Source organism: Streptomyces sp. R302 (assembly GCF_012927245.1).
GTDB lineage: Bacteria > Actinomycetota > Actinomycetes > Streptomycetales > Streptomycetaceae > Streptomyces.
The window spans coordinates 394,866-420,537 of record NZ_JABBGE010000006.1; the positions used below are offsets into that span (position 1 = coordinate 394,866).

The following is a 25,672-nucleotide window of genomic DNA, read 5'->3' on the forward strand; positions in this document are numbered from 1 at the left end:
GGGGGGGGGGGGTTCGGCCCTCCGATGCGCCGCCGCGTCGGAGTGGGAGCGCTCCCAAGCGCGTCGGGGACATCCTTGTGGCCGGAGCGCGGGGCCGTCAACGGTCCGGACGGGACCGGGCGTGGGGGAACCGCACGCCGGGTCGTCGCCGGCTCACCGCCCGCCGTGCCGCGCCGCCTCCTCGCGAAGGGCCCGGACGAGCGCGGTGACCTGGGGCCGGTCACGGCCGCCGATCGTGGCGACGCCGATGTGCCGGACCGGGCCGGGCGACGTGATCGGGACGGTGCGCACGCCCGGGACCTCGGGGACGAGCGCGATCGAGGGGACCAGGGAGATCCCCATGCCCGCGGCGACGAGGGAGCGGGCGAAGAAGTAGTCGGTGGTGGTCCCCCGGATCTCCGGATCGAAGCCCGCGCGCTCGGCGAAACGCCGCAGGTACGCCTCGGTCTTCAGACAGCCGAGCACCCAGGGTTCGGCGGCCAGATCCACCAGGTCGAGCGCGTCGCGCCGGGCGAGACGGTGCCCCTGCGGCAGGACGACGCACAGGGGGTCCTCCAGGAGCGGCGTCCACTCCAGGCCGGAGCCGGTGCCCGGTCCGACGGGGAGCGGGCCGTCGAAGTGGTAGGCGAGGGCGAGGTCCACGGCGCCCTGCCGGACGAGGGGCAGGGTGTCCTCGGGTTCGCCCTCCCTGACGTGGAGCACGGTGCGGGGATGGGCCTCCATGAGCCGGGTGAGGGCGGTGGGCAGCAGGAGCCGTCCGCCGCTGGTGAAGCTCGCGACGGTCAGTTGGGTGCGGCCGGTGCCGAGCGCGGCGATCCGCTGCCGTGCGTGCTCCAGCTCCGCGGCGACGGATTCGGCGGCGCCCACCATGATCCGGCCGGCCTGGGTGAGCGTCACGCCGCGGGTGCTGCGCGCGACCACCTGGGCGCCGAGGCCGCGCTCCAGGGCGGCCACCTGCTGGGAGACGGCCGAGGGGGTGAGGTGGAGGGCCGCGGCCGCCCGGTTGAAGCTGCCGTGCTCCGCCACCGCACGCAGGACGCGGAGCCGCTGCACATCGATCAACAGTTCCCCCCAGGAAACAGCCCGGTCGACCAGGAACAGTCCGGTCAACAGTTTTCCTGCACACGTATACAGAAAGCCGGTACTTCTGCTGATGACGATAGGTCCCCAGGATGAGGGCATGCAAAGGATCTGCGTCATCGGCGGAAGCCGGTACTTCGGAAAGCTCCTGGTCGAGCGCCTGCGGGCGGCGGGCCACCAGGTCACCGTGATCAACCGGGGCTCCTCCGCGCCGCCCGCCGGCGTCGAGCACCTCGTCGTCGACCGCGACGACGAGGCCGCCCTGACGGCCGCGCTCGCCGGCCGCGCCTTCGACGTCGTGGTGGACCAGGTCTGCTACACCCCCGTCCAGGCCGCCGTCGCCGCCCGTGCCTTCGCCGGTCGCACCCGGCGCTACGTCATGACCTCCACGATCGAGGTGTACGACCCCGCGACCGCCGCCCTGCCCGCCGTACCCCCGGGGACGCCCGTGCCGGAGGAGAGCGTCGCCCCGGCCGGCTGGCGGGTGGCCATGGACCTCCCCTGGCACGACGGCGCCTACCTGGAGGCGCACTACGCCGAGGGCAAGCGACAGGCCGAGGCCGTCCTCGCCCGCGCGGGCGGCTTCGCCTTCGCCACCGTGCGCGGCGCCCATGTGCTCGGCGGCGGCGCGCGGGAGTTCACCGGCCGCCTCGCGCACTACGCCGCCCGCATCGCCCGGGGCGAGGAGATCACCGTGCACGCGCGGGCGCTGCCCACCGTCTTCGTCCACTACGAGGAGCTGGCGGAGCTGCTGGCGTGGGCGGCCACGGCCGGCTTCACCGGCCCGGTCAACGCCTGCTCCGACGGTCCCCTCGACGTGTACGGCCTCGCCGGGACCGTCGCCGCCGCGGCCGGCCGGGAGGCCGTGTACCGGACCGTCCCGGCGGGCGCCGAGGCCTCGCCGTTCTCCTTCGACCGCCACTACGCCATGGACAACGCCCGCGCGAAGGCGCTCGGCTTCCGCTTCTCCCGCACCACCGACTGGCTGCCCGGCGCCGCCGCCGAGGCCCTCGCCCTCCTCCCCGCCCCCACCCCCTGACGGACAAGGCCCCCATGCGCTACCGCACCCTCGCCCACACCACCGTCAGCGCCATCGGCCTGGGCGCCATGCCGCTGTCCATCGAGAACCGCCCGGACGAGACCCGGGCCCTCGCCACCCTGCACGCCGCCTTCGACGCCGGCGTCACCCTCGTCGACACCGCCGACAGCTACCACTGGCACGCCGGCGAGACGGGCCACAACGAGCTCCTCGTCGCCCGCGCCCTGGCCCGGTACGGCGGCGACGCCTCCCGGGTCCTGGTGGCCACCAAGGGCGGCCGGGGCCGCCCCGGCGACGGCAGCTGGACCGTCGACGCCACGCCCGCCCACCTGAAGCGGGCCGCCGAGGCCTCCGCCCGGCGCCTGGGCGTCGACGCGATCGGCCTGTACCAGCTGCACAAGCCAGACCCGGCCGTGCCCTGGGCGGAGTCCGTCGGCGCGCTGCGCGAGCTGCTCGACGCCGGCACGATCCGCGCCGCCGGCGTCTCCAACGTCACCACCGCCCAGATCCTCGAAGCGCACCGGATCCTCGGCGACGGGCTCGTCTCCGTCCAGAACCGGTACTCCCCCGCCGTCCGCGACAGCGAGCCCGAACTGCGGCTGTGCGAACGGCTCGGCCTCGCCTTCCTGCCGTGGAGCCCGCTCGGCGGCATCTCCCGCAGCTCCCTCGACGGCCCCTCCGGCCCCACCTCCGCCGGCACGGCCTTCCACCGCGTCGCCGCCGGGCGCGAGGTCAGCCCCCAGCAGGTCGCGCTGGCCTGGCTGCTCGCCCGCTCCCCCGCGATGCTCCCGGTGCCGGGAGCCGGGCGCCCCGCCTCCATCACCGACTCCGCCGGGGCGGCGGACCTCACGCTGGACGCGCGCGAGCTGAGGGAACTGGACGCCGATCCGCCGGGCGGTCGAGCGGGGTGACCGGTCGCGGCCTCGGCCATGATCCGCCGGACAGGCTCTAGCCCTCGCGGCGGCGGACCATCTCGGTGATCCAGACGGGGGCGTAGGGGGAGGTGCAGCCCTTGGGGGTCGGGTAGTCCTTGAGGATCTCCAGGCGCTCGCCGACGGCGAGGGCCCGCTCGCGGAGCGCCGGGTGCTCGATGCCGATCTGGGCGAGGCAGTGGTTCATCGCCCACTGGAGCCGGTCGGGCGCGTCCTTCATCTCCGCCTCGACCGTGTCGAGGAGCCCGTCGAGGTCGAGGCCCTCGGGCCGCTTCGCGACCCGCTCGGTGGTGAGCGCCCAGCCGGCGCTCGCGACGACCGGATCGGGGTCGGCGAGCCAGGCCAGGCGCAGCTCCTCGGCGTGCGGGCTCTTCTTCACCACGTAGTTCACGAGCCAGTCGTGGACCTTGGGGGCGCGCGCCTCGCGGAGCATCGCGTCGAGCTCCTCGCGCCCGGACTCCTTGGGGCGGCAGACGAGCGTGGCGAGGAGCCGGGCGGCGGTGTCGCCGGTCGCCCACAGCTCGCGGGCCTGCTCGTGGCGCGTGCCGAGCCTCTTGGCGACCGCGCGCAGCTTGGCGAGGTTCACCCCGTGGTCGTCGCCGTGGCGCGCGTTGACCTCGCGCGTCCGGGGGTCCTCCAGGGCGGCCAGCTCGGCCAGCACCTCGTCCACCGTCTCCCCGGCCATCCGGTCCTCCTGCCCTGCCTCGCGTACCGCTTCACCCTACGGTCTGAGGAATACGCGGTCCCGGCGCGGGTAGCCGCGCCCCGAACAGGGAGATGACCGGGATGGTGTACGACACGATCGAGGTCGAGGCCCCGCTGCGCCGGGTCTACGACCAGTGGACGCAGTTCGAGGAGTTTCCGCGGTTCATGGACGGGGTCGAGGAGGTCCGACAGCTCGACGACCGGCTCTGCCACTGGAGGACGAAGGTCGCGGGCGCGACCCGCGAGTTCGACACGGAGATCGTCGACCAGCTGCCCGACGAGCGGATCGCGTGGCGGACGGTCGGCGGGGACGTGCGGCAGAAGGGTGTCGTCACGTTCGAACAGATCGACGAATCTCATACTCTCGTACGGCTCAAGATGGAGGTGGAGCCCTCCGGCCTGGCCGACCGGGCCGCGCAGGCGATGGGGGTCGTGGAGCAGCGGATCGAGGGCGACCTGCACCGGTTCAAGGACTTCATCGAGGACCGCGACAAGGCGACGGGCGGCTGGCGCGGGCGGCTGCGCCCCGCCGACAGCGCCGGCGGTACGGAGGGCGCCGACACGCCCACGTACGGCATGCCACGGGAAGACGACAGTCCGGCGCACGGCATGCCCCCGGCCGCACCGGGCGGGATGCCGCGGCGCGACGGCCCGCCGCCGTACGACGGACCCGTGGCACCGTGAGCGGCTCCGGACCCGGCTTCCGGCTCCTCGACATGTCCCTGCACACGGAGGACGAGGGGCGACTCGTCGTGGACCTGGGCGGCCGGGCCGGGGAGGCCGGTCCGCTGAGGGTCCCGGAGGGCGCGGTGGTGAGCGTCGGCCTGACCTTCCAGGTGGGCAGGGCGGTCGACGGGCTCACCTTCGAGGAGGTGCGCACCGGGGACGACCGCGAGCCGGTCGTCACCCGGACGCCGCTCGGCGGCTTCCGGCGCGGCGGGCCGTACGAGGTGCGGCTGCCGCCCCGGCGGATGCCGGTCGGCCGGGCCCACTGCGGCCTCTACGAGGTCACCGGGCGGCTGACCGACGGCCGGGGCCACGAGCTGGCACGCGCGGACCACGAGCTGATGCTCGTCCATCTGACGGGGGCGCCCGAGGCCCGGACCGCCCCGGGCGACCCGTGAGCCGTACGGCCCGCCTAGGGGTGGGGCGGGTTGACCGGGCGACGCGCGATCGGTACGTGGAAGCACGCGCATCGGCCCCCTCCTGCCGCCCCGCCCCTAGGCGGCGGGGCGGCGGGGCGGCCGGTACGACAGCCTGACGCGGCTGCGGGCGCTCGGGGCGGGGTCCGGATGGCGTTTGTCCGGACGTGGGGGCGGGGACGGGCACGGGGTGTCCCGGCGGCTGCTCACGGAGGCGGGCGTGGCGGACGTGGCGGACGTGCTCGCGGTCGACCGGGCCGTACGGTTCCTCGCCGAGCGGCCCGTGCCGGGGCTCGACGTGCTGGAGGCCGCTGTCACGGCCCCGGACTTCTCCCCCTGGCGGCTTCCCCCTGGCGGGAGCGGCTGGTGGCCCGGCTCGCCGAGCTGGTCGAGCCCGGCGGGGTGCTGGTGCTGGTGCCGAGCGACGCCGTCGACCCGACGAGCGGGGTGTCGCCGGGGACGCCGTACACACGGGCGATGCGGTCGAGCGGTCGAGCGGGCGGGGGCCGCGGGACACCATCGGCACCGACGTCTCCTGGGTGCCGTCCTTCCCCTCGCTGCTGCGGGCCGCCGGGCTGGGGCGGGTGGGCGCGGAGATCCAGGTGCCGCCGCTGCTGCCGGGCAGCCCCATCGGCCGGTTCGGCCTGGTGTGCGCGGATCCGTCGGCCGGGATGCTCACGGTGGGGGGCCGCCGGCGCCAGTGGCGGCGCGGGCGCGTCGCAGGAGGTAGGCGCCGGCCGTGGCGACGAGGACCAGCATGGAGGCGATGAAGACCAGTCCGGCGCCCTCCAGGCCGAGGGGGTCGGCGAGCAGGCCGACGCCGATCACCGGGAGGGAGATGCCGGTGTAGGCGGCGACGAAGAGCGAGGAGATGACGGCGGCCCGCTGGTCGGGCGGCGAGGCGGCGGCCACGGCGGAGAGCGCGGCGCGGAAGGCGAGGCCCTGACCGGTGCCGCCGACGAGGGCGGCGAGCACGATGAAGAGCAGGTGGTCGGTGGCGAGGGCGAGGGCGAGCAGGAGCAGTCCGGCGAAGAGGACGGCGCAGCCCAGCGGCAGGGAGCGGTCCGGGCCGACGCGGCCGGCGGCGGCCTGTCCGGCGATGGAGGCGAAGAAGGCGAGGGCGACGACGAGGCCGCTGACGGCGTGGTCGTCGACGTGGAGGTAGCGGGCGAGGAAGGCGGGGCTGACGGAGGTGAAGACGCCGAAGAGGGCGAAGCCGACGAAGGAGGCGACGGCCGCGGGCACGAACACCGCCCGTACGCGGGCCGGGAGGGCGGGCTTGCGGGGGCGTACGGCGCTGAGCGGCCGGCGTTCCGCCACCGTCTCGGGCAGCCACCGCAGCACCAGGGCGGAGAGCGCGACGAGGGCCAGGTGGACGGCGAACGGCAGCAGCAGGGGCTCGGGGGCGTACTCGGCGAGCAGTCCGGCGAGGAGGGGGCCGCAGCCGAGGCCGCCCATGTTCGCGGCGGTCGCGACGAGGGTGGCGCGGGCGGTGCCGCCGGGCGGGGCCAGTTCGATGACGTAGGCGGTGGCGGCGCCGGTGAAGAGGCCCGCGGAGAGGCCGGAGAGCAGCCGGCCCGCGTACAGCCAGCCCAGGGCGTCGGCGCAGAGGAAGCAGACGGCGCTGGCGGCGGCGAAGGTGAGGCCCCAGCGCAGGGTGGGGCGCCTGCCGATGGTGTCGGAGGCGTTGCCGGCGAGGAGGAGGACGGCGAGGACGCCGAAGGCGTACACGGCGTACACCACGGTGACGGTCAGTTCGGAATAGCCGAACTCCTCCTGGTAGAGGGGGTAGAGCGGGGTGGGGAGGGTGGTGCCGGCCATGCACACCACGAACACCGCTCCGCCGAGCAGACACCGCAGCCATCCGCGTCGATCATCGGCCATACCGGCGACGGTAACCCGCCCGTCCCGTCGCGGGCGGGCAGCGCGGCAGACCGGCCACACCGTTGTCGTACGTCGGGCAGCCGGGACTCCGTCAGCCGGCGGCGCCCGGCACCCAGTAGCGGTGGACCTCCGCCACGCGCGGCCTCGCCCCTTCCGGCCAGCCGAGGCCGACCGCGATGGGCATCATCTTGTCGGCGAAGGCCTCCATCTGCGCTTCGCTCTCCCAGAGGTCGAAGATCTCCAGGCCGCTCCCGGTGGGCACGCACGCGTGCGAGATGCACCCCTCGAAGATCTCGGGGGTCGACTGCAGCCGGGCGTTGAGCGTGTCGTACTGATCCGTGGTGATTCCGTCGAGGACGGCGTGGACGAGGATCGCCATGACCCTTCCTCCTCGTGAGGCGACGGTCCGCCCCCCTCCGTACCAGCACACCACGGCGGGGCGGGTACGGCACCCGCTCCGCCGGGCAGGGCGCTAGATGCCGAAGCCCAGGAGGGCGACCTCCAGCGGGAGGGCGGGCCGCTCGGGCAAGGCGGGCGGCTCCTCGCCGCGGCCGGTGTGGGTGGGCCGCACGGGGCGCAGCGCGGCGAGCCCGTCGGCGGCCCAGCCGGCGTCCGTGGCGGGCAGGGAGAGGGTCATCCGCCGGCCGTCGGCCAGGGTGGTCTCCAGGGTGTTCGGTTCGTTCGTCCGCATGGCACCTCGCTCGGCTCGCACACGATGGATCACCGCTTCGGAAGGAAGGACGGCGGGGAGCGGGGAAAGGTTCCCTCCCGTCAGTCCCCGGTGAACCAGTGGGTGCGGACGGCGTCCGTCGGGCGGGGGTCGCCGAGGGCGTCGAGGCCCCAGGCGGCCAGTGCCTCGACGACGGGGCGGAGTTCCGTCCCGCGCGAGGTGAGCTGGTAGACGGTCGCGTTGGCGGGCCGCTCCAGGCGGCGGCGCTCGACCAGTTCCTCGCCCTCCAGCTGCTTGAGCCGGCTGGCGAGGATGTCGGTGGAGACGCCGGGGAGGTCGGCGTGGAGGTCGGTGTACCGCCGCGGGCCGTGCAGCAGCTCCCGGACGATCAGCAGACTCCAGCGCTCCCCCACCGCGTCGAGGGCTCGGGCGACGGCGCAGTACTGGTCGTAGCTTCGGCGTGGCATGAGGGCCAGCATAGCCAAAAGGTTGGACTTTCCAAGTGAGTACTTGGTAGAACGAAGCAGCCGCAGCGGCGCGGATGACGGTGACAGTGACGGTCGGGAGGCCGCAGATGACGTTTCGACAGTCCAGCAAGTTGAAGGACGTGTGCTACGAGATCCGTGGCCCGGTCGTCGACCAGGCCAACGCCCTGGAGGAGGCGGGTCACAGCGTCCTGCGGCTGAACACCGGCAACCCCGCGCCGTTCGGCTTCGAGGTGCCGGAGGAGATCCTCCAGGACATCATCCGCAACCTGCCCCGCGCGCACGGCTACAGCGACTCCCGGGGCATCCTCCCGGCCCGGCGCGCGGTGATGCAGTACTACCAGCAGCGCGGCGTCACGGGCGTGACCGTCGACGACGTCTACCTCGGCAACGGCGCCTCCGAGCTGATCCAGATGGCCGTGCAGGCGCTGGTGGACGACGGCGACGAGGTCCTCGTGCCGATGCCCGACTACCCGCTCTGGACGGCGGTGGTGCGCTTCGCCGGCGGCCGGGCCGTGCACTACCTGTGCGACGAGGACGCGGACTGGTTCCCCGACCTCGACGACATCGCGTCGAAGATCACCGACCGCACCAAAGCCATCGTCGTCATCAACCCCAACAACCCGACGGGCGCGGTCTATTCGAAGGAGCTCCTGGAGGGCATCCTCGAACTCGCCCGCCGCCACGGCCTGATGGTGCTGGCCGACGAGATCTACGACAAGATCCTCTACGACGACGCCGAGCACCACTGCCTGGCCGCGCTGAGCGACGACGTGCTGACGCTGACCTTCAACGGCCTGTCCAAGTCCTACCGGGTGGCCGGGTTCCGCAGCGGCTGGCTGGTCGTCTCCGGCCCCAAGGACCGGGCCGCGGACTACCTGGAGGGCCTGACCATGCTGGCCGGCATGCGCCTGTGCCCCAACGTGCCCGCGCAGTACGCCGTCCAGGCCGCGCTCGGCGGCCGCCAGTCGATCCACGACCTGACCCTGCCGAACGGCAGGCTCACCGAGCAGCGCGACGTCGCCTGGCAGGCGCTGAACGAGATCCCGGGCGTCAGCTGCGTCAAGCCCAAGGGGGCCCTGTACGCCTTCGCCAGGCTGGACCCGGCCGTGCACAAGATCGTCGACGACGAACGGCTCGTGCTCGACCTGCTGCTGCGCGAGAAGATCCACATCGTGCAGGGCACCGGCTTCAACTGGCCGCGCCCCGACCACTTCCGCTTCGTCACGCTGCCGCGCGCCGACGAGCTGGAGACCGCGATCAACCGCATCGGCCGCTTCCTCGCCACGTACCGTCAGTAGCCGGACCCCGGCGCGAGGTCCGCCCACAGCGCGACGGCGTCGGAGGAGAGGGGCACGACCTCGCCACCGGCGCCTTCCGCCTCTCCCCACCACACGCCCTGCCCCGCGGACGCCGGGGGCTCCTCCCCGCCGACGCGCCAGTGCCCGCGCCGCACGAGGAGCACCCCGGCGTGGCCGGCCGGCGGCGCGACGGCGCCGGTGACGCGTTCCACCCGGACCGTCCGGCGCCCCCGCCGCACCATGAGGTTCAGCACGCGACAGGCGCCACCGGGCGGCGCGGCCGCCAGTTCGGCGGTCAGTTCCAGGTCGCCGGGGAAGGCGAGCGGCTCCTCCGGCCGCGCCGTCCGGTCGAAACCCCCCGGCGCCGTCAGACGTACGCCCCCGCCTTCGAGCAGCGTGAAGGTCCTGTCGACCCCGGGGAACGCCGAGAACGGCCCGTCCGCCTCGATGTCGGCCACGCTCGCCCGCCACTCGAAGTCCGCTGCGCCCTCCGGCCAGGACACGATCTCCCGCGTCACACCCCCGCCGTTGCGCCACCGGCCCGCCGCCAGGGACTCGACATCGAAACGGTGCATAGGGCTGACTCCTGGGCTGGCGCGGGCGGTCGAAGGGCCGCAGGATCCTAACCCGCGCGCCCCGGACCCCCGGCCGCCACGCGCTTCGATCGAACGCGCGTATCGGTTAACCGCCTTGGAGAAATGCGGCATGATGGAGCCTCAGGTCTTCTGGTCCGGCGCTTCGGCCGGGGCACGAGGGGGGCGCAGTGTCGCGTGTAGTCGTCTGTCACGGCATCGGTTACCAGTACAAGCACGCCGAGACGATGCTGACCGAGTGGTACGACGCCCTGCGCGTCGGCATGACGGATGCCGCGCATCCGGTGCCGGACCCGGCGGAGGTGGCCGCCGTGTACTACGGCAGTTGCTTCCGCAGCCGGGACACCAAGAGCGGCGGTGCCGACGACGAGCTGGCGGACATCCCCTCGTACCAGATCGGTGACGTGCGCGACCCGTTCGAACTGGAACTCCTGGAGGCGTTCGCCGAGGGGACCGACGCCCCCCTGGCCGACGGCAAGGGCCTCGGACAGATCGCCCTGCGCCGCCTGGAGCGGTACGAGGGGCTCGGCAAGCCCATGGGGCGTACCGTCATCTGGATGATCCGGCAGGTGCGCCGGTACCTGGACGCCTCCGACACCGTGCGGGCGTGCGCGCAGCAGCGCTTCGCCCGGGTCGTGACCCCGGACACGCGGGTCGTCATCGGGCACTCCCTCGGCTCCGTCGTGGCCTACGAGGCGCTGCGCGCCCACCCCGAGTGGAACGTGCACACCTTCATCAGCCTCGGCTCCCCCCTGGGGCTGCGCGCGGTCCAGGACCGCCTGCTGCCGTCGCCTCCCTCCGCGGGCGACGCGCTGCCGCCCGTCGAGCGCTGGGTCAACGTGGCCGCCAAGGACGATCCCATCGCCCTGGTCAAGCACCTCGCGCCCGCCTTCGGCGACGTCGACGACCAGCCCGTCGTCAACCTCCCCTGGCACAAGCCGGGCAAGTACTTCTTCGGCAGCCACTCCGTGCTCCGCTACCTCACGACCGAAGAGGTGGCCGACGCCGTCGCCAGGGCGCTGCCGGCCGCCGACCGGTGACGACGGCTCCGTACCCGGGCGGCGGTCCGGCGGACCTCGTCCGGGTGGCGCTCGTCTCCGGGACCAGTACGTTCGGGGAAGGGTTGAAGCCGCTGGCGCGCGTGCCCGACGAGCTGCGGATGATGCGGGCCGTCCTGGCGGAGGCCGGCTTCACGATCCATCGCTGCTCGCAGACCGACCCCGGGGTCGCGGACCTGGAGCACGGCTTCGAGACGGCCCTGGAGGGCGACGACGGCACACCCCCCGACGTCCTGCTGTTCTACTACTCGGGACACGGCGTCGACATCGGCAACCGGGACGGCCTGCTCGCCGCCCACGACAGCACGAGCACCCGGCGGGCGAGCATGCTGGACGTCGCCAAGCTCATGTCGATCATCCTTCCCGGCACCGACGGCCGGCCCCGCCCGCGCGAGGTCGTCGTCCTGTTCGACGCCTGCCGCTCGGGCCTGGCGATCGAACGGCTGGCTGAGGAGGTGCGCAAGCAGGGCGCCAAGAGTGCCGACCTGCCGCTGCTCACCCTGATCAGCTCCACGGACGGCACCACCGACGCCCGGCAGATGCACTTCGCAGACGCCTTCGCGGGCGCCCTGCGCAACACCCGCGCCGGCGACGACGAGGAGTACCTCGGTGCCTACAAGCTCTTCGCGGAGCTGAAGGACCGCATGCGGAAGGGGTCCGAGAACCCCGGGGAGCCCCAGCTGCCCGACTGGTTCCCCCCTCGCGAGGAGACCCGGGCCTTCCGCAACCCCCGGCACAACCCCCGCCGCCCGGTCCGGCGCCCTCCCGAGGCGAACGACCGCAACGGCTGGATCTTCTGCGGGCGCACCCGAGCCGTCCAGGACGTCACCTCCCACCTGGTCGGAGCGCCGACGGCGGAGCCGGGAGCGCCGCTCGTCGTCACCGGCGGACAGGGCTCCGGGAAGTCCGTACTGCTCGACTGGATCCACGTCTCGTCGTCCCCGGAGCATCCGCTGCCGACCGGGACGCGGGCGCCCGCCGCCGCGCCCGGCGGCTGCGTCGACCTGCTCCTCGACGTCCGCGGCCAGAGCGTGGCCACCGTCATGTCCAGGCTGGCCCGCCTCGCCCCGGCCTGCCAGGACGACGGCGTCGACCTGGTGGAGGCCCTCGGCGACCGGGGACTCCGCCTCGTCTTCGACTCGGTGGACGCGAGCCAGGAACCCGAACTCCTCCACAGCACCCTCCTCGTCCCCCTGGCCGCACAGCCCCGGACCCGGGTCGTCATGGCCACCAGCGACGTGCCGGACGGCTTCGCGGGGCCGGTCGTCGACCTCGACGCGGACGACTACTTCGACGAGGCCGACCTGGTCGAGCTCGTGGAACACGTCCTCAGGAACCGCGCGGGCACCCGGTGGTCGACGACGAGCGCCCTGTCGGTGCGCGCCATCGCGCTCGCCACGGCCGCGGCCGCCGGCCGGTCCTGGCTCCGCGCCTACCTCTTCGCCGTCGACACCAGCGGACAGGACCCCGCGACCGCCCGGGTCCAGGCCGAGCGGTCCAACACCGACCTCTTCCTCGACGCGCTCCGACGGCTCAGCCGCGACCGCGACGACGACGATCCCTCCTGGGCCCGCGACCTGCTCCTGCCGGTGGCCCTGGCGCACGGCGCCGGGCTCCCCGCCGACGGACGGCTGTGGGCCGCGGTGGTCCGCAAGGCCGGCAGACCCGGGGCGGGCCCGACGGACATCGCCGACGTGCGCGCGGAGGCGAGGGACCACCTCGATGCCCCGGAGGACGGTATGAACGGTCACGGATGGAGGCTCACCCGCCCGCCGACCGCCGGCTACCTGGCCGAGTCCGCCGACACGCGCCGGTACCACGAGTGGTTCGTCCAGGCCATGACCGAGCAGCTCCCCCTGCTGCCGTCCGGACAGCGCGACTGGTCCGGCGCCGACCAGTACACCCGTGAGCACCTCCCGCACCACGCACGCCTCGCCGGCCTCCTCGACGCGCTCCTGGACGACCCGGAGTTCCTGCTCGCCATGAACGGCGAGGCGCTGTACCGGACCCTTGGCCACCTCCAGGAGTCCACCGACGACCGGGCGGCCAGGGTCCGTTCGCTGTGCCGGGAGCTGACGGGCTCGCGATGGCAGCCCGACGGGCACACCCTGGCCCGGCTCGCGCTCCACGCCCAGGTGCGCTCCCTGGACGAACTCGCCCGGCGGGCCCGGGCGTACGCCTCGGGCTGGCAGGCCGTGACCGTCGACTGCCGGCCGCCGTCCCCGCGCCCGGAGCCGAGGCACCGCGGCCTCCCGGAGGACCGGAGCGTCAAGATGGTCCACTGCCTGCCCGACGGCGGCGAACTGGCGCTGACCGGCAGCACCGTCCTCCACCGGGCGGGCGATGCCGAAGACACCGCCTGGACCGTGTTCGAGCCCGAATCGGTGCCGAGTCGCGCGGAGGCCCCGCCGCGGATCACCACCTCCTCGGTCATCGAACTCCAGGGTCTGCCCGCGCTGTTCGCCGGTGACCTCTACGGCGGGGCATGGATCTCGGTCCTGGGCGACCGCAGGGGGGCGGAGATCCCGGGTCTGGACCTCCCCGGTCCCGTCCACAGCTGCCTCCAGGTCGGGCCGGACCTGCTGGTCGTCGGGAGCGAGGGCTGGCACCGGCGGAGGGCGAAGGTCACCGGCGGGCGCGTCGACCGGCCGGGGCTGCGCCTGGGCGGAGCCACGGCCGCGGTGACCGCGGCCGGCATCCGGGTGGCGGCGCGCACGGCCCGGGAGGTGGTCGTGTGGGACGACGAGGGACAGCGCCTGCACACCTTCGAACCTCCGCAGAAACGCGGCCTGGTGAAGATCGCCTCCGACGCCCACGGCATCTACACGGGGGCCGGGGACGGTTCGGTCTGGTGGACGGCCTGGGACGGCCGCTCCCGCCGCTGGATCACGGACCACGCGAGCGGCGTCGGCGAACTGCGCCTGTGCACCGCGGGCCGCACGCAGGTGCTGGTCAGCGCGGGCGTCCACGGCGACATCCGGCTCACGTCCCCCACCGGTACGGGTCCGGCCCGGCACGTCGACATCGGGCTCGACGTCCACTCGGTGGACCTGCACCGGGACGGCCGGATCCTCGTCGGCACCGCCGAGGGCCTGGTCCGCATCACGCCATGAACCGCACGCATACGGGGAGTCGAGGAGTCGAGTGTGAGCGACGAGAAGCAGAGCGCGCCCGCGGCCGTCAGGGAGTCGTCCCTGGCACATGAACTGCACATGGCGCTCCACGCGCTGGCCACCGACCTGGCGACCTCCGCCGTCGACCGGGTCCGCGCCGAGTCCCGGCTCCGCACGGTCGTCGACCTCGGAAAGCGGTCCCTGGACGGCGGGATCCCCCTCCCCCGGCGCCCCTTCGACTTCTCCGGCGAGGAGAAGCCCATCGGCCCCGGCGCGCTGGTGTTCGAGTACGCGGGTGAGGGCGCCACGCACCTGGAAGAGGTCCTCGGCGAGCTCGACGCCGGGCTGCTGGACGAGCTCTTCCGGCTGGTGGCCCGGGCCGACGACGTGAAGCCCGGCGGCGGAATCCCCGGGCCGAGGCCGGTGGGCGGGATGCCCCTGCTCCTCGCACCGGTGGACGACTGGTACGTCATCGCCGGCGCGGACCTCGTGCCGGCCGCCCGTGACGGGGCGCCGGCCTCCTCGCCGCTCCCCGACTCCGCGGCGGTCGACCGGGCTCTGCTCGCGGCGGAGCCCCTCGTGGCGGCGGTGGGCCGGAAGCCCGCCGGAGAAGCGCACCCGCGCGTCGACGCCCCGTACGTGCTCAGCCCCTCGACGGTCGCCCCGGACTCCGCGCCGCCGGCCGTCGCCCTGTCCTGGATCGCCGCCGAGGGCGGTCTCCCGGACCTCGGCACCCTGGGCGTCCTCGCCCTGGCGGGCCTCTCGCAGGACGGCGACTGGCTGCCTCCGGCCGGTCTCGAAGACGCGCGGGCGACCGCCGCCGAAGCCGGGCTCGACGTCCTGTGGCGGGCCGCCGACGGCTGGCGGCTGCACCGGGCGGGCGCCGTGGAGTCCGACGCCGAACCGACGCTGCTCGGAGCCGCCCGGCTGCTCTGGGGCGAGGAGTGGGACGCCGCGGTGGGCCGCCGGGCCGCGCAGGTCCTCGACGAGGAGGGGTGGCGGATCCTCCACGCGACCGGGGCCCGCGACTCCGAGCCGGGGTGGAGCGGACCCGCGGACGCGCGCCTGGTCGCATTCGAGCGTTCCTCCTTCCTCCTCCAGCGCTATCACCAGCGGCCCCTGTCCCGGGTGATCCAGTCCGGAGCGCGCAACAGCGGCAAGACGGTCTGCGCCCAGCAGGTGGTGCGGCAGCTGGAGGCCGCCGGCTGGCAGACCGTCGTCCTGTCGCCCGACAGCCACCAACTCCCCTCGGACGGCGACCTGTTGCCCGTGGTGCGCGCCGCGCTGACCGCCGCCGGCGTCGACACCGGACGCCGGAAGGCGCTCGTGGTCCTGGAGGGCCTCCACGCCCTGGAGGACGGCAACATCGGCGAGGCCCTGGAGTGCCTGGGCGGGCTGACGGTGGGCGTGCTCGCGCTGACCCGGTACGTCGACGGGGCCACCAACCGCTGGGAGAACCACGGGGTGACCGCCTACGTCACCCTGGTGCCGCCCGAGGACGTCCCCGACCTGGCCCGGCGGATGATCCGCCAGGCGCCCGGGGAGTACCGGGTCCGCGCCGACGACACGGCGTCGGTCGACCTGGCCGTCGAGGCGTGCCACGGGGACCTCGGCGTCCTCGCCGACCTGCTGCGCGAGGAACCCGCCGACAAGCCGGCCGCCGCCGGGACCCTCCCCGACAAGGGCCTCGGGGCCGGCCGCGTACGGGCTCGGGCGCAGGCCCTCTGTGACGGCCTCGACGACGAGGCCCGGGCCGCCGTGTACCTGCTGGCCGCCGTGTCCTGGCTGGACGACGGGGTCCCGGTCGCCCGGGTGGCGGCCGTACCCGAGGAGACCCGGCGGGCGCTCGGCGTCGTCGTCCACCAGGGGCTGGCGCGGATCCCCAGCACCGTCCGGACGGAGGCGCTGATCGCCGCCGCGAGCCCCGACGGCCTCGACGCCTTCCCCGCCCGCCTCGAAGCGTACGTGGTGGGCCTCTTCCGGGACGACGACCAGCCGCGCCTCGACGCGCTGCTGCGCAAGTGCGCGGCGTACGCGCCGGAACGGCTCGCGCTGCTCCTGAAGCTGCCCTCGGTCCGCGAGGCGATCACCGACTGGGCCGCCCGGGCGCATCCGCGCAAGGCCCTGCAGGTGCTGCGGCTGTGCCGGCGCAACAGCGACGCCGACTGGACGGCCGCCGCGCTCCCGGCCGTCCTGCAACACCTCAGGCGCGTCGACGATCTGACGGTGCGTGACCTGACGTTCGGTCTCTCCGCCCTGTGGGACGACGAGTTCCGGCTGTCGGAGACGACCGAGCCGGCGGACCTGGTGGCGTGGGTCGGCGCGCCCGACGGCGGCCTGGACACGGTCCTCGGACGGCCCTCCAGCCTCACGGACCGGCACCACCTCGTCGGCGCCCTGCTCAAGCTGGCGGGTGAGGGCACCACGCCGACGGCGACGGTCTGCGACTGGCTCGAAGCGCGCACCGAGGAACTGGCCCGCGACGCCGATCCCGCGAACCACCGGGACCTCATCGCCGTACGGCGCATGGACGACCTGATCTTCGCCAAGTCGCGGCAGGCCCGTGAGGACAATCCGGCGACGGCGCTGCGCCCCTTCTTCAAGCCCGCGCAGCGCCTCCTGGAGGTCAAGCCCACCAAGGACAGGTCCCTGGCCGCGATCCTCTCCTGGATCTCGCTGAGCCTCCACTTCGAGGGCACGGGCGACTGGGACAAGATCATCGAGGACTACAAGTCGCAGCTCCAGGCGGCGCTCGCGCACTCGGACGCCATCCAGATCAGCCAGGCCCTGTTCGACCTCGCGCAGAGCAACCGCGGGCTGTGCAACCGGCTGCTCAACCATCTGAAGTTCGGGCGCACCCTGGTGCCCGTGGTGAAGGCGGCGCCGCCCGCCGAGGCCGCCATCCTCATCTCGACGGTCCGCAACATCCACGGCGGCACCCTGCGTACGCTCCTGTACCAGGAGAACCGCGACGGCGACCTGATCGCCGACACCCGGCTCGCCCGCGAACTCGCCAAGAGCGTACGGAGTTTCGAGGACGCGCGGGGCGCCGGCATGCTGCTCGGCGCGGTCAGCCGCGTGGACGACCTGTACTGCGCCACCAGGGACCGGTTCAGCTACCGGCTCGCCATGGAGATCGGCCAGGAGTTCGTCGAGAACGTCATGCGGCGCGAGCGCCGCCCCGCCATCGTCTACCACCTGCTGCGCGGACTGTGGGAGGCGGGCGCGGACTTCCGGCAGGACATCGAGGAGGCGGCGCTGCGGCTCGTCGTCACCAGCATCCACAGCCAGCGCGGCACCGCCCGCCCCTGGGGCCCCCGGCTCGCGATGCTGCTGATCCAGGACGAGTACTTCGGCGAGGCCTTCCTGAAGAGGCTCTCCGAGCGCCTGGACCGGAAGGTGCTGTGCGACCGGATGTCCCAGCCGGGGCTCGACCCGGAGAGCATGGTGCACACCCACCGCCTCGGGCTCGCGCTCGTACCCGACATCGGGGTGGACTACGCCAAGCGGATCAACGTCGACCGGGCCGTACGTGCTCCGCTGCTGCGCGGCGCGAGCGACGTGGCGCAGAAGCTCCATGTGACGGCCGGCACGCTCAGGGCCGGCGGCCACGCCGACGCGACCCGCATCGTCCTGCACAACTTCAAGAAGGAGCACCCCCAGTGGGACTGGGCGGAGCAGCTCCAGGTCTGCCGCGGCATCGGCGCCTTCACCACCGCCCTCGGCCAGCTCCGCACCCTGGAGCCGGGCGCCGCGTCCACCGCCGTGGACGCCCTCGCCCGACCGCACGCCGGGCAGGAGCAGTCGCACCTGCGGGAGCTCGTCTTCCGCAGCGTCGCGCATCCGCCGCTCACCGCCGAGCTGCTCAGCGAGGTGGAACGCTGCGTCCCGGGGCTCGGCAGATCGGAGCTCGGGGCCCTACGGGGCGACCGTCGGTGGATGACGCTCGTCGACGCCTTCAAGTTCGACCAGGACCCGCTGACGCAGGGGCACGTCGGCCGGTCGCTGGCCCGGCTCGGGGTGACCAACCGCACCGAGGAGACCGAGTGGATGCACACCCTGGTCACCACCCGGTGGGAGTCCACCCTGCACCTCTTCGCCAGCCCGCGGGCGGTCAACGAGATGCTGACGCTCGCCCACATGTGGGAGCCGCAGTGGGGCGAGCAGCTGGCCGCCAGCGTCAACGTCGACCGGCTGATCAACCGGATCCGTCTCGCGCTCCGCTCGGACCTCAAGGAGGTCCCCGGCCTGCTGCGGGCCCTGTGGCTGACCGGCGGCGAGGACGCCTTCGACGAGATCCTCGGCCATGTGCTCGGCCTGCCCGGTGACCTCCTGGCGCACGCGCTCGGCCTCCACCAGGCGAGCAAGCTGCTGAAGGTGGCACAGACCGCGGACCGGTCCGTCGACTCCCTCGCGCAGGCGGTCGGACGGCTCATCGCGCAGGTGGCGGGCCGCGGCCTGGTCGTGGACGCGGAGGCCCACTGGAACGGCATCGGATGGGCGGCCCAGGCCCTGCACGAGTGCGGGGCCCGACACTTCCTCCCCGACGTCGTCCCGGCGCTCCGGCCCAACACCGTGGCCCATCCGGCCGCGGTGGCCTGGGCCTCCGCGTGGCTGCCGGAGTCGGACTGGTCGACCGCGACGGTCGCGGAGGCCGTGGACTCCTTCGAGCGGTCCGGCACCCAGCACTGGTATCCCCAGGACACCTGCCGGGTCCTGATCGCCGCCGCGCGCGCCGGCCTGCTCCCGGCCACCGGCCCGCTGCCCACCCACTGGCAGCAGGCCACCGACGCGTACCCCGAACTCGTCACGCTGCTCACCCGCGAGGCGGACCACACCCCGGTCCTGCGCGCGCACTTCCGGACCCCGCCGATCGCCGGACGCCTGTGGAAGACGCTCGGCCCCGGCCTCTCCCACCACCTCTGCGAAAAGGAACTCCGCGCCGCCGTACACCGCCTCTGCCCCCGCCCACCGGCCCCGGGCACGAACCCGAAGGGCGCGCTCGACATCTGACTAGACGGAGCCGTACCCAGGCGGAAGACCACGGTTGTCCTCGAAAGGAAGCCGCGGATTGGGCGTGAAGGGCTTGGGCTCGGGGGGCTTGGGCTTGGGCTCCGGGGACTTGGGATGCTGATCTCCGGGCTTCGGCTTCGGAAGCTGATCGCCCGGCTTCGGCTTCGGCTCACCCGGCTTGGGGTGATGGTCTCCGGGCTTCGGCTTCGGATGCTGATCACCCGGCTTCGGCTTCGGCTCACCCGGCTTCGGATGCTGATCCCGGGGCTTCGGCTTCTGGTCACCGGGCTTGGGGTGATGATCCCCGGGCTTCGGCTTCGGATGCTGATCCCCCGGCTTCGGTTTCTGGTCACCGGGCTGGGGCTTCTGGTCGCCCGGTTTGGGGGGCTGGTCCGGGGGCTTGGGTTTGTCCTTGCCCTCCGGGGGCTTCGGCTTGTCCTTGGACTTGTCGTGGTCGGTCCGCTGGGAGCCGTCCTTGCCCTCCCGCTTGTCCTTCGACTGGTCACTCATCGCTTCGTTCCAGCTGGGTCTCGTGGGTCTCGTGGGTCCCGTATGTCTCTTGGGTCTCGGGAGACGACGCTTCGCTCAGCGCATCGGTGATCCGGATGACGGAGCGGGGCAGTTCCCCTCCGTCCGCGGCGAGCATGTGCTGGGCGAAGCACAGACCCACCCGCCGCCTCGTGGCCTCGATGCGGGCCGTCTCCTCCGGCGAGGCGTCGTCGGGCGGGTACTCCACCAGTTCGTACGCCGCCGTGTCGCAGACGCGCCATGTCGCCTGCCGGCCTCCTTCCGCCCGGTCCGACGCGTCCGCCTCGGCCCACAGCTCGGAGAAGCGGCCCGACGCCACCGCGTCGGCCACCGCGCCGCGGTAGGGGCAGGCGTGATCGGGGCTGATGGCCTCGCAGCGCGGCAGGCGGTCCGCGACGGCCTGATCAAGGTCAACCCGGCCCGCGTCAGCGGCTGGCAGCGGCAGTACCAGCAGGTCGAGGAGAGCTGAACGATCCTCGCGCACTCGCCATTCCCGACTGGGAGACGCTGCAGGCCCTCGCCAAGGCCCTGGTCGCTCGCTCGCACAGCCAGTACCAGGGCTGGGGCGACGTGGTCACCTTCGCCGCCTCTACAGCAGCCCGCATCGGCGAGGTTTCAGGGGTCCGTGTCCGGGACATCGACACCGACAACTGGATCTGGACCGTCCGCCGGCAGACCACCCCCGCCCGCGGTGGGCTTGTCGACAAGGCCACCAAGGGCAAGCGCGCCCGCAAGGTGCCCCTCATCGAAGAAGTCCGACCGATGGTCGCCCAGCGCCTGCTCGCGGCCGGTGACAGCCCGGACGCCCGCGTCTTCTTCGGCCCTCGCGGCGGACGCATCTCTACGGCCGTCCTGCGTGACGCCACACACTGGGACGACATCGTGACCCAGCTCGGCTTCGAGCACCTTCGACGACACGACCTGCGCCACACCGGGCTGACGTGGTTCGCGGACGCCGGGGTCCCCCTTCACGTCCTGCGCAAAATCGCCGGGCACGGCTCACTGACCACCACCCAGCGCTACCTTCACCCCGACGCCGGCCAGATCACCGCAGCCGGTGCAGCCCTCTCCGCGCACCTCATGGTTCTCCGTGCACCTCGTTCGCTGCCTGTCACGGCAATGTCGCCGCCTGACCGGCGCCGACTCCCCTGGTCCCCAACTGGTCCCCAAAAACGATCAAGGGGCCGTTTCAGATCACTCTGAAACGTCCCCTGACCTGCGACTCATTCGAGTCGGGACGACAGGATTTGAACCTGCGACCCCTTGACCCCCAGCCGCCAGCCCCCCGCGTTGCTGGAGGGCACGCTCGAAGTAGGCGGGTGCGAAGGGGGGCCGGGAGCATCGGATCCGGACAGCTGCCACGGGCAGCACGACCGAAGGAGGGATCCATGACTGGCTCATGGCGTGCACTCCGGCGCCGGATTCTGACACCAAGCCACTCGGCCACTCGGCTCTCGACTCGAGGCTTCCACGAGAAGAGTCCTGCGGCGCGCCAGCTCCTTGAAACCGTCGGCGAGACGTTCCTCACCGGCTACGCATACGCGGTGGAGGCCCGCACCGGTGCCGAGGCCGAGACACGGCTGGAGCGGATACCACGGCAGTTCCGCGGGTTCGCCTACGAAGGTGCTGGAATGGGCTGCGCGATGCTCGACGGGCTGCCGTTCGGTACGGGCGGCAAGGTGGAGGATCTCCTCCACGGCCGCGGCAGCCGTCACCACTACATGGTGAACGTGGGCGTCGGATGGGCCATGGCCCGGCTGCCGCGTTTCCGCTGGAGCGCCGTCGCCCCGGCAGATCCGCTGCTGCGCTGGCTGGCGCTCGACGGTTACGGCTTCCACCAGGCATACTTCCAGACCCGGAAGTACGTGCACGAGCAGTACCAGGTGCCGGGCTTCCCCTGGCCGGCCGACGGGCCCCCCGGGTACTCCCTTCGCGTCATCGATCAAGGGATCGGCCGCGCCTCGTGGTTCGTCGGGGGCGCGGAGCCGGATGTGGTGGCCGATCTGTTCGACCGTTTCCCCGCGTCCCGACGGGCCGACCTCTACGCGGGCGCCGGGCTCGCCGCCTCGTACGCGGGTGGCGGGGACGAGGCGGACCTCGAAGCCTTCTGGAAGCGTGCGGGGCAGTACCGCCCGCAGGTGGCGCAGGGTGCCGCATTCGCCGTGACCGCGCGGGTGGAGGCCGACCTGGTCGTCCCGCACACCGAGGTGGCAGCACGCTTCTTCTGCGGCCTCGGGGCGGAGCAGGTGGCACGGTTGTGCGACGAGGCGCGGCCGGACCCGGTCGAGGACGGAGAGGTGCCCGCGTACGAGGTGTGGCGCCGGCGCGTCGCCGAACAGGTCGTCGAAGTGCGCGAGGCACGGGCATGACCGGCGCGCGGACAGGAGTCGCACCGACCTCCCGGCCCCGGCGGCTCCCGCCGGGGCCGTCCCGTGCGATGACCGCGCAGCTGCTCTCCAGGATGGCCCGGGACCGTCTCGCCGTCATGACCTCGGTCGCCGGCACGTACGGAGACGCGGTACGACTGCCGCTCGGGCCCAAGACCCTGCTGTTCTTCAACCACCCCGATCACGCCAAGCACGTGCTCACCGACAACCACAGCAACTACCACAAGGGCATCGGCCTGGTACACGCGAGGCGAGCGCTCGGGGACGGCCTGCTGACCAGCGAGGGCGAGCTGTGGCGCAGCCAGCGCAGGACGATCCAGCCGGTCTTCCAGGCCAAGCGGATCGCCCGGCAGACAGGCGTGATCGGAGAGGAGGCCCTCAAGCTGGTGGCCCGCCTGCGCGAACGGGAGACCGGAGGGTTCGTCGACATCCGGGCGGCAATGACCGGCCTGACCCTGGGGGTCCTCGGCCGCACGCTTCTGGACGCCGACCTGGACGCCTTCGACACGATCGGTGAGTCTTTCGAGGCGGTTCAGGACCAGGCCATCTTCGACATGATGTCGTTGGGCACCGTCCCAGCCTGGCTGCCGCTGGCACGGCAGCGGCGTTTCCGGCGTGCGCGCGCGGAGTTGGACCGGATCGTCGCCCATCTGGCCACGGAGCGCGCCGCTCACCCGGGGGGGGACGGCGACGACGTCCTGTCCCGGCTCGTCGAGTCGACGCGTCGGGACCGGGACCCGGCGGCGGGCCGACGCAGGATGCGGGACGAGCTCGTGACCCTGCTGCTCGCCGGCCACGAAACGACCGCCTCGACTCTGAGCTGGGCCTTCCATCTGCTGGACGAGCATCCTCTCGTCTGGGAGAGGGTTCACCGGGAAGTGACCGAGGTGCTCGGCGGCCGGCTGCCCACGGCTGAGGACCTGCACCGCCTCACGTACACGACGATGGTCATCGAGGAGGTCATGCGGCTCTATCCGCCCGTCTGGATCCTGCCTCGCGCGGCCCAGGCGGCGGACGAGATCGGCGGCTTCCGGGTGCCCGCCGGGGCCGACGTGCTGATCTGCCCGTACACCCTGCACCGGCATCCGGCGTTCTGGGACGCCCCGGACCGCTTCGACCCGGAACGCTTCGCGCCCGACCGTTCCTCCGGGCGTCACCGGTACGCGTACGTTCCCTTCGGTGCGGGGCCGCGCTTCTGCGTCGGCAACAACCTGGGCATGCTGGAGGCCACCGTCGTGCTCGCCACCGTGGTCCGTGAGCTGAGGCTGACCAAGGCTCCCGGGCACGTGGTGAGGCCCGAACCCATGCTGACGCTGCGCGTGCGCGGCGGGCTGCCGATGAGCGTGCGGTCGGTCGTGTGATCCGTGTGTGAGGGAGCCCCCGGCCCTCCCCTTGAGTTCTGGTAGTCGTTGCAACACCCCAGCTCAAGGGGAGTCATGGACGTTGAGATCCGGAAGAACCGGGGTTAACCGACCGGGAAGAGGGTGACCCGGGAGCGGGCCGCACACTTCCAGCTCATGCAGCAGGGCTACAGCACCCGGGAAGCAGCACGGATCGTCGGGATCAACCTGCGCACCGGCAAGCGGTGGCGCAACGGTTGGCACTCGCCGCCCGGCGGTAGGAAGGCGGTTCGTCCGATCTCCCCGGAGCCGGGGCAGACCCCGGCAGCGGGGTGGAGAAACCGCCTTCCCCACCGTCGCGACACCTCCGCCGGTGCGACCGCATCCACACAGCCGACCGGCTGCGCGAGAAGGTATCCGTCCGGCAGATCGCCGCCGAGCTGGGCCGCAGCCCCTCGACCATCGGCCGGGAGACACGGCGCAACCGTCGGCCCATGCCCAAGGCGGCTTCACCTACCAGCCCTTCCACGCCCACCGCCGGGCCGAGCGCCGACTCGCCCGCCCCAAGGCGGGCAAGATCGGCCAGAACCCTGAGCTGCGAGACTTCATCCAGGACACCTCGCACGCCGGTGGAGCCCCGAGCAGATCTGCCAGGCCCTGCGGGCCCGCTTCCCCGACCGGCCGGAGATGCACGTGGTCCACGAGATGATCTACCAAGCCCTCCGCGTCCAAGGCCGCGGTGAACTCCGCCGGCAACTGACCCGAGCCTGTCGGACCGGCCGGGCTATGAGACGCCCTCACCGCCACGCTGCCAAGCGCATCAGCCGACCGGCCAAGAACATGGTCGTAATCAGTCAGCGGCCCGCTGAAGCAGCCGACGGGGCCGTACCGGGGCACTGGGAGGGCGACCTGATCATCGGCAGGAACGGCAAGTCCGCCATCGGCACTCCGGCCGAACGCTCCACCCGCTACCTGATGCTCGTCCGCCTGCCCGCCGGCCACACCGCCATCGCCACCCGCGACGCGCTCGCCACGACCGTCCAGAGCCTTCCACGGCATCCCTGGCGGTCCCTGACCTGGGACCAGGGCTCGGAGATGGCCGGCCATCGGCCGTTCACCGTCGCCACCGACATCCCAATCTACTTCTGCAACCCGGCCAGCCCCTGGCAACGCGGCTCGAACGAGAATACGAACGGCCTGCTGCGGCAGTACTTCCCCACGGGCACCGACCTCGCGGCCCCCACCCCCGAGGACCGGTCGTCGCCGAGCTGAACAGCCGGCCACACAAAACACTCGGCTGGGAAGTCCCAGCCGAGCGTCTCGCTAAGCTCCTGGCCACAGCCAGTTGATCACTTGTGTTGCAACGACCCCTGGAATTCACCGATTCGGCTGGGGCCTCCCTCACGCACGGATCAGGCGGTCAGGCGATGGAATCCGCCGCCGAAGTACAGCAGCGGGTCGTCCGCCTCCTCCCGGCCGACGTCGAGCACCGAACCCACGAAGATCGAGTGGTCGCCACCCTCGTGGACCGCCGCGAGACGGCACTCCAGCCATGCCTGCGCGCCGCTGAGGACGGGGGTCCCGGTGTGCTTGCCGGGTACGGTGTCGACGGTTTCGAACTCCCGCCGGCCCCGCGGTCTGCTGTGGTCCGCGAAGTACGTGGCCAGGCCCTCCTGGTGGCCTGCGAGGACCGAGACCGCGAAGGCACCCTCCTCCAGGATGACGTCGTGGATCGCGGCCGTGCGGACCACGCAGACGAGGATCAGCGGCGGATCCAGCGAGACCGAGGTGAAGGCGTTCGCCGTCATGCCCCGCGGAGTGTCCCGTCCGGCCGTGAGCACGGTGACCCCGGTCGCGAACCGCCCCAGGACCCCGCGCAGTTCCCGCTTGTCGTACGTCGTCGCGACCCGGTCGATGGCGGTCATCTCAGCCTCCGCTCGTGACGTGGGCGAGTTGCGGTGCGGCCGGCTGGTGCGACACGTACGGCTCCAGGGCCTTGCGCAGCGCTTCGGGGACCCGTGCCGGGCGGGTGTCGGTGTTCGGCCCCCGCATGCACGCGATCCGCTGCCGTCCCCGGGCCACCAGCGTCTCGGAGTCGTCGCCGCCGACCTTGACGTAGTCGAAGCTGAAGCCGATCTGGGTCTGGGTCAGGTCGTCCAGGCGCATGCGGACGGACAGTTCGTCGAAGGCGCTGATCTCCGCGAAGAACTCACAGTCCACCTTGAGCGTGAACAGCTTCAGGTCGTCCCGGATCTCGGCGAGCACTTCGGGGGCCCGCTCCAGCAAGAACATCTCCCGGCATCGGCCCTGCCAGCGCAGGTAGTTGACGTAGTAGACGTTGCCGACGAGGTTGGTCTCCTCGAAGCCGACCAGGTGGCGGTATTCGTAGTACGGCTGCACGG

Annotated in this window: 20 protein-coding genes and 4 pseudogenes; 13 read left to right on the forward strand and 11 right to left on the reverse strand. The window is 72.9% G+C overall.

What is annotated here, in order from left to right; all coding sequences use genetic code 11:
• Positions 1-153: 153 nt before the first annotated feature.
• Entirely contained in the window at positions 154-1,062 is a 909-nt protein-coding gene (locus tag HHL19_RS20900; RefSeq protein ID WP_169091985.1) for a LysR family transcriptional regulator, read from the reverse strand.
• Between the two features lie 118 nt (positions 1,063-1,180).
• Between HHL19_RS20900 and HHL19_RS20905 the strand changes: the two genes are divergently transcribed.
• Positions 1,181-2,119 (forward strand): NAD-dependent epimerase/dehydratase family protein, encoded by a 939-nt coding sequence (locus tag HHL19_RS20905; protein ID WP_169091808.1) that lies wholly within the window; start codon positions 1,181-1,183, stop codon positions 2,117-2,119.
• Between the two features lie 14 nt (positions 2,120-2,133).
• Positions 2,134-3,030 carry an aldo/keto reductase gene (locus HHL19_RS20910; protein ID WP_169091809.1) on the forward strand — a complete coding sequence of 299 codons (897 nt, stop codon included), beginning with the start codon at positions 2,134-2,136 and terminating at the stop codon, positions 3,028-3,030.
• Between the two features lie 37 nt (positions 3,031-3,067).
• Here the strand turns inward: HHL19_RS20910 and HHL19_RS20915 are convergent, their stop codons facing one another.
• Entirely contained in the window at positions 3,068-3,736 is a 669-nt protein-coding gene (locus tag HHL19_RS20915; RefSeq protein WP_169091810.1) for a DNA alkylation repair protein, read from the reverse strand.
• A 101-nt stretch (positions 3,737-3,837) separates the two neighbouring features.
• On the opposite strand from HHL19_RS20915, the gene HHL19_RS20920 reads away from it, so the two are divergent.
• The 3 genes and pseudogenes from HHL19_RS20920 to HHL19_RS37495 all read left to right on the forward strand — a co-directional run.
• Complete coding sequence (locus tag HHL19_RS20920; protein WP_169091811.1) at positions 3,838-4,440, forward strand: SRPBCC family protein; 603 nt, start codon at positions 3,838-3,840, stop codon at positions 4,438-4,440.
• Positions 4,437-4,880: a hypothetical protein gene (locus HHL19_RS20925; protein ID WP_169091812.1), complete on the forward strand. Its 444-nt coding sequence runs from the start codon at positions 4,437-4,439 to the stop codon at positions 4,878-4,880. Before HHL19_RS20920 ends, HHL19_RS20925 begins: the two co-directional genes overlap by 4 nt.
• A gap of 130 nt (positions 4,881-5,010) precedes the next feature.
• Positions 5,011-5,668, forward strand: a pseudogene (locus HHL19_RS37495) (hypothetical protein); the annotation flags it as partial.
• Here the strand turns inward: HHL19_RS37495 and HHL19_RS20930 are convergent.
• The 4 genes and pseudogenes from HHL19_RS20930 to HHL19_RS20945 all read right to left on the reverse strand — a co-directional run.
• Positions 5,574-6,782, reverse strand: coding sequence for an MFS transporter (locus tag HHL19_RS20930; protein ID WP_169091813.1), 1,209 nt, complete (start codon positions 6,780-6,782; stop codon positions 5,574-5,576). The pseudogene HHL19_RS37495 and the gene HHL19_RS20930 overlap by 95 nt on opposite strands.
• Before the next feature lie 91 nt (positions 6,783-6,873).
• On the reverse strand, positions 6,874-7,161 hold the full coding sequence (locus tag HHL19_RS20935) for a hypothetical protein (protein WP_169091814.1): 288 nt from the start codon (positions 7,159-7,161) through the stop codon (positions 6,874-6,876).
• A 93-nt stretch (positions 7,162-7,254) separates the two neighbouring features.
• Complete coding sequence (locus HHL19_RS20940) at positions 7,255-7,473, reverse strand: hypothetical protein (protein ID WP_169091815.1); 219 nt, start codon at positions 7,471-7,473, stop codon at positions 7,255-7,257.
• A 92-nt stretch (positions 7,474-7,565) separates the two neighbouring features.
• A pseudogene (locus tag HHL19_RS20945) lies at positions 7,566-7,919 on the reverse strand (helix-turn-helix domain-containing protein); the annotation flags it as partial.
• A 107-nt stretch (positions 7,920-8,026) separates the two neighbouring features.
• Between HHL19_RS20945 and HHL19_RS20950 the strand changes: the two are divergent.
• Entirely contained in the window at positions 8,027-9,238 is a 1,212-nt protein-coding gene (locus tag HHL19_RS20950; RefSeq protein WP_169091817.1) for a pyridoxal phosphate-dependent aminotransferase, read from the forward strand.
• Here HHL19_RS20950 and HHL19_RS20955 read toward each other — a convergent pair.
• Positions 9,232-9,813 (reverse strand): HutD family protein, encoded by a 582-nt coding sequence (locus HHL19_RS20955; protein WP_169091818.1) that lies wholly within the window; start codon positions 9,811-9,813, stop codon positions 9,232-9,234. The two genes, HHL19_RS20950 and HHL19_RS20955, sit on opposite strands and share 7 nt — an antisense overlap.
• Positions 9,814-10,001: 188 nt before the next feature.
• Here HHL19_RS20955 and HHL19_RS20960 point away from each other — a divergent pair, with 188 nt between their 5' ends.
• From HHL19_RS20960 to HHL19_RS20970, 3 genes are read left to right on the forward strand one after another with little or no spacing between them, the layout of a single operon-like run.
• On the forward strand, positions 10,002-10,871 hold the full coding sequence (locus HHL19_RS20960) for a hypothetical protein (RefSeq protein ID WP_169091819.1): 870 nt from the start codon (positions 10,002-10,004) through the stop codon (positions 10,869-10,871).
• Complete coding sequence (locus tag HHL19_RS20965) at positions 10,868-14,002, forward strand: caspase family protein (protein ID WP_169091820.1); 3,135 nt, start codon at positions 10,868-10,870, stop codon at positions 14,000-14,002. The genes HHL19_RS20960 and HHL19_RS20965 overlap by 4 nt, the downstream gene beginning before the upstream one ends.
• Before the next feature lie 33 nt (positions 14,003-14,035).
• The gene (locus HHL19_RS20970; RefSeq protein WP_169091821.1) at positions 14,036-19,015 is read left to right on the forward strand and encodes a hypothetical protein; all 4,980 of its coding nucleotides are present in this window, start codon (positions 14,036-14,038) and stop codon (positions 19,013-19,015) included.
• Here HHL19_RS20970 and HHL19_RS38185 read toward each other — a convergent pair whose 3' ends face one another.
• Together HHL19_RS38185 and HHL19_RS20980 are read right to left on the reverse strand one after the other, a co-directional pair.
• Positions 19,016-19,525, reverse strand: coding sequence for a hypothetical protein (locus tag HHL19_RS38185; RefSeq protein ID WP_169091822.1), 510 nt, complete (start codon positions 19,523-19,525; stop codon positions 19,016-19,018). It abuts the gene before it with no gap.
• Complete coding sequence (locus HHL19_RS20980; RefSeq protein WP_169091823.1) at positions 19,518-19,874, reverse strand: hypothetical protein; 357 nt, start codon at positions 19,872-19,874, stop codon at positions 19,518-19,520. Before HHL19_RS20980 ends, HHL19_RS38185 begins: the two co-directional genes overlap by 8 nt.
• A 51-nt stretch (positions 19,875-19,925) precedes the next feature.
• Here HHL19_RS20980 and HHL19_RS20985 point away from each other — a divergent pair.
• The 4 genes and pseudogenes from HHL19_RS20985 to HHL19_RS21005 all read left to right on the forward strand — a co-directional run.
• A pseudogene (locus HHL19_RS20985) lies at positions 19,926-20,656 on the forward strand (site-specific integrase); the annotation flags it as partial.
• Positions 20,657-20,931: 275 nt separating this feature from the next.
• The gene (locus tag HHL19_RS20990) at positions 20,932-21,912 is read left to right on the forward strand and encodes a DUF1702 family protein (RefSeq protein ID WP_169091824.1); all 981 of its coding nucleotides are present in this window, start codon (positions 20,932-20,934) and stop codon (positions 21,910-21,912) included.
• Entirely contained in the window at positions 21,909-23,291 is a 1,383-nt protein-coding gene (locus HHL19_RS20995; RefSeq protein ID WP_169091825.1) for a cytochrome P450, read from the forward strand. The genes HHL19_RS20990 and HHL19_RS20995 overlap by 4 nt, the downstream gene beginning before the upstream one ends.
• A 180-nt stretch (positions 23,292-23,471) precedes the next feature.
• A pseudogene (locus tag HHL19_RS21005) lies at positions 23,472-24,619 on the forward strand (IS30 family transposase); the annotation flags it as partial.
• 63 nt (positions 24,620-24,682) lie between these two features.
• Here the strand turns inward: HHL19_RS21005 and HHL19_RS21010 are convergent.
• Positions 24,683-25,195, reverse strand: coding sequence for a flavin reductase family protein (locus tag HHL19_RS21010; RefSeq protein ID WP_169091826.1), 513 nt, complete (start codon positions 25,193-25,195; stop codon positions 24,683-24,685).
• Between the two features lies 1 nt (position 25,196).
• Entirely contained in the window at positions 25,197-25,670 is a 474-nt protein-coding gene (locus tag HHL19_RS21015) for an acyl-CoA thioesterase (RefSeq protein ID WP_169091827.1), read from the reverse strand.
• Positions 25,671-25,672: the final 2 nt, after the last annotated feature.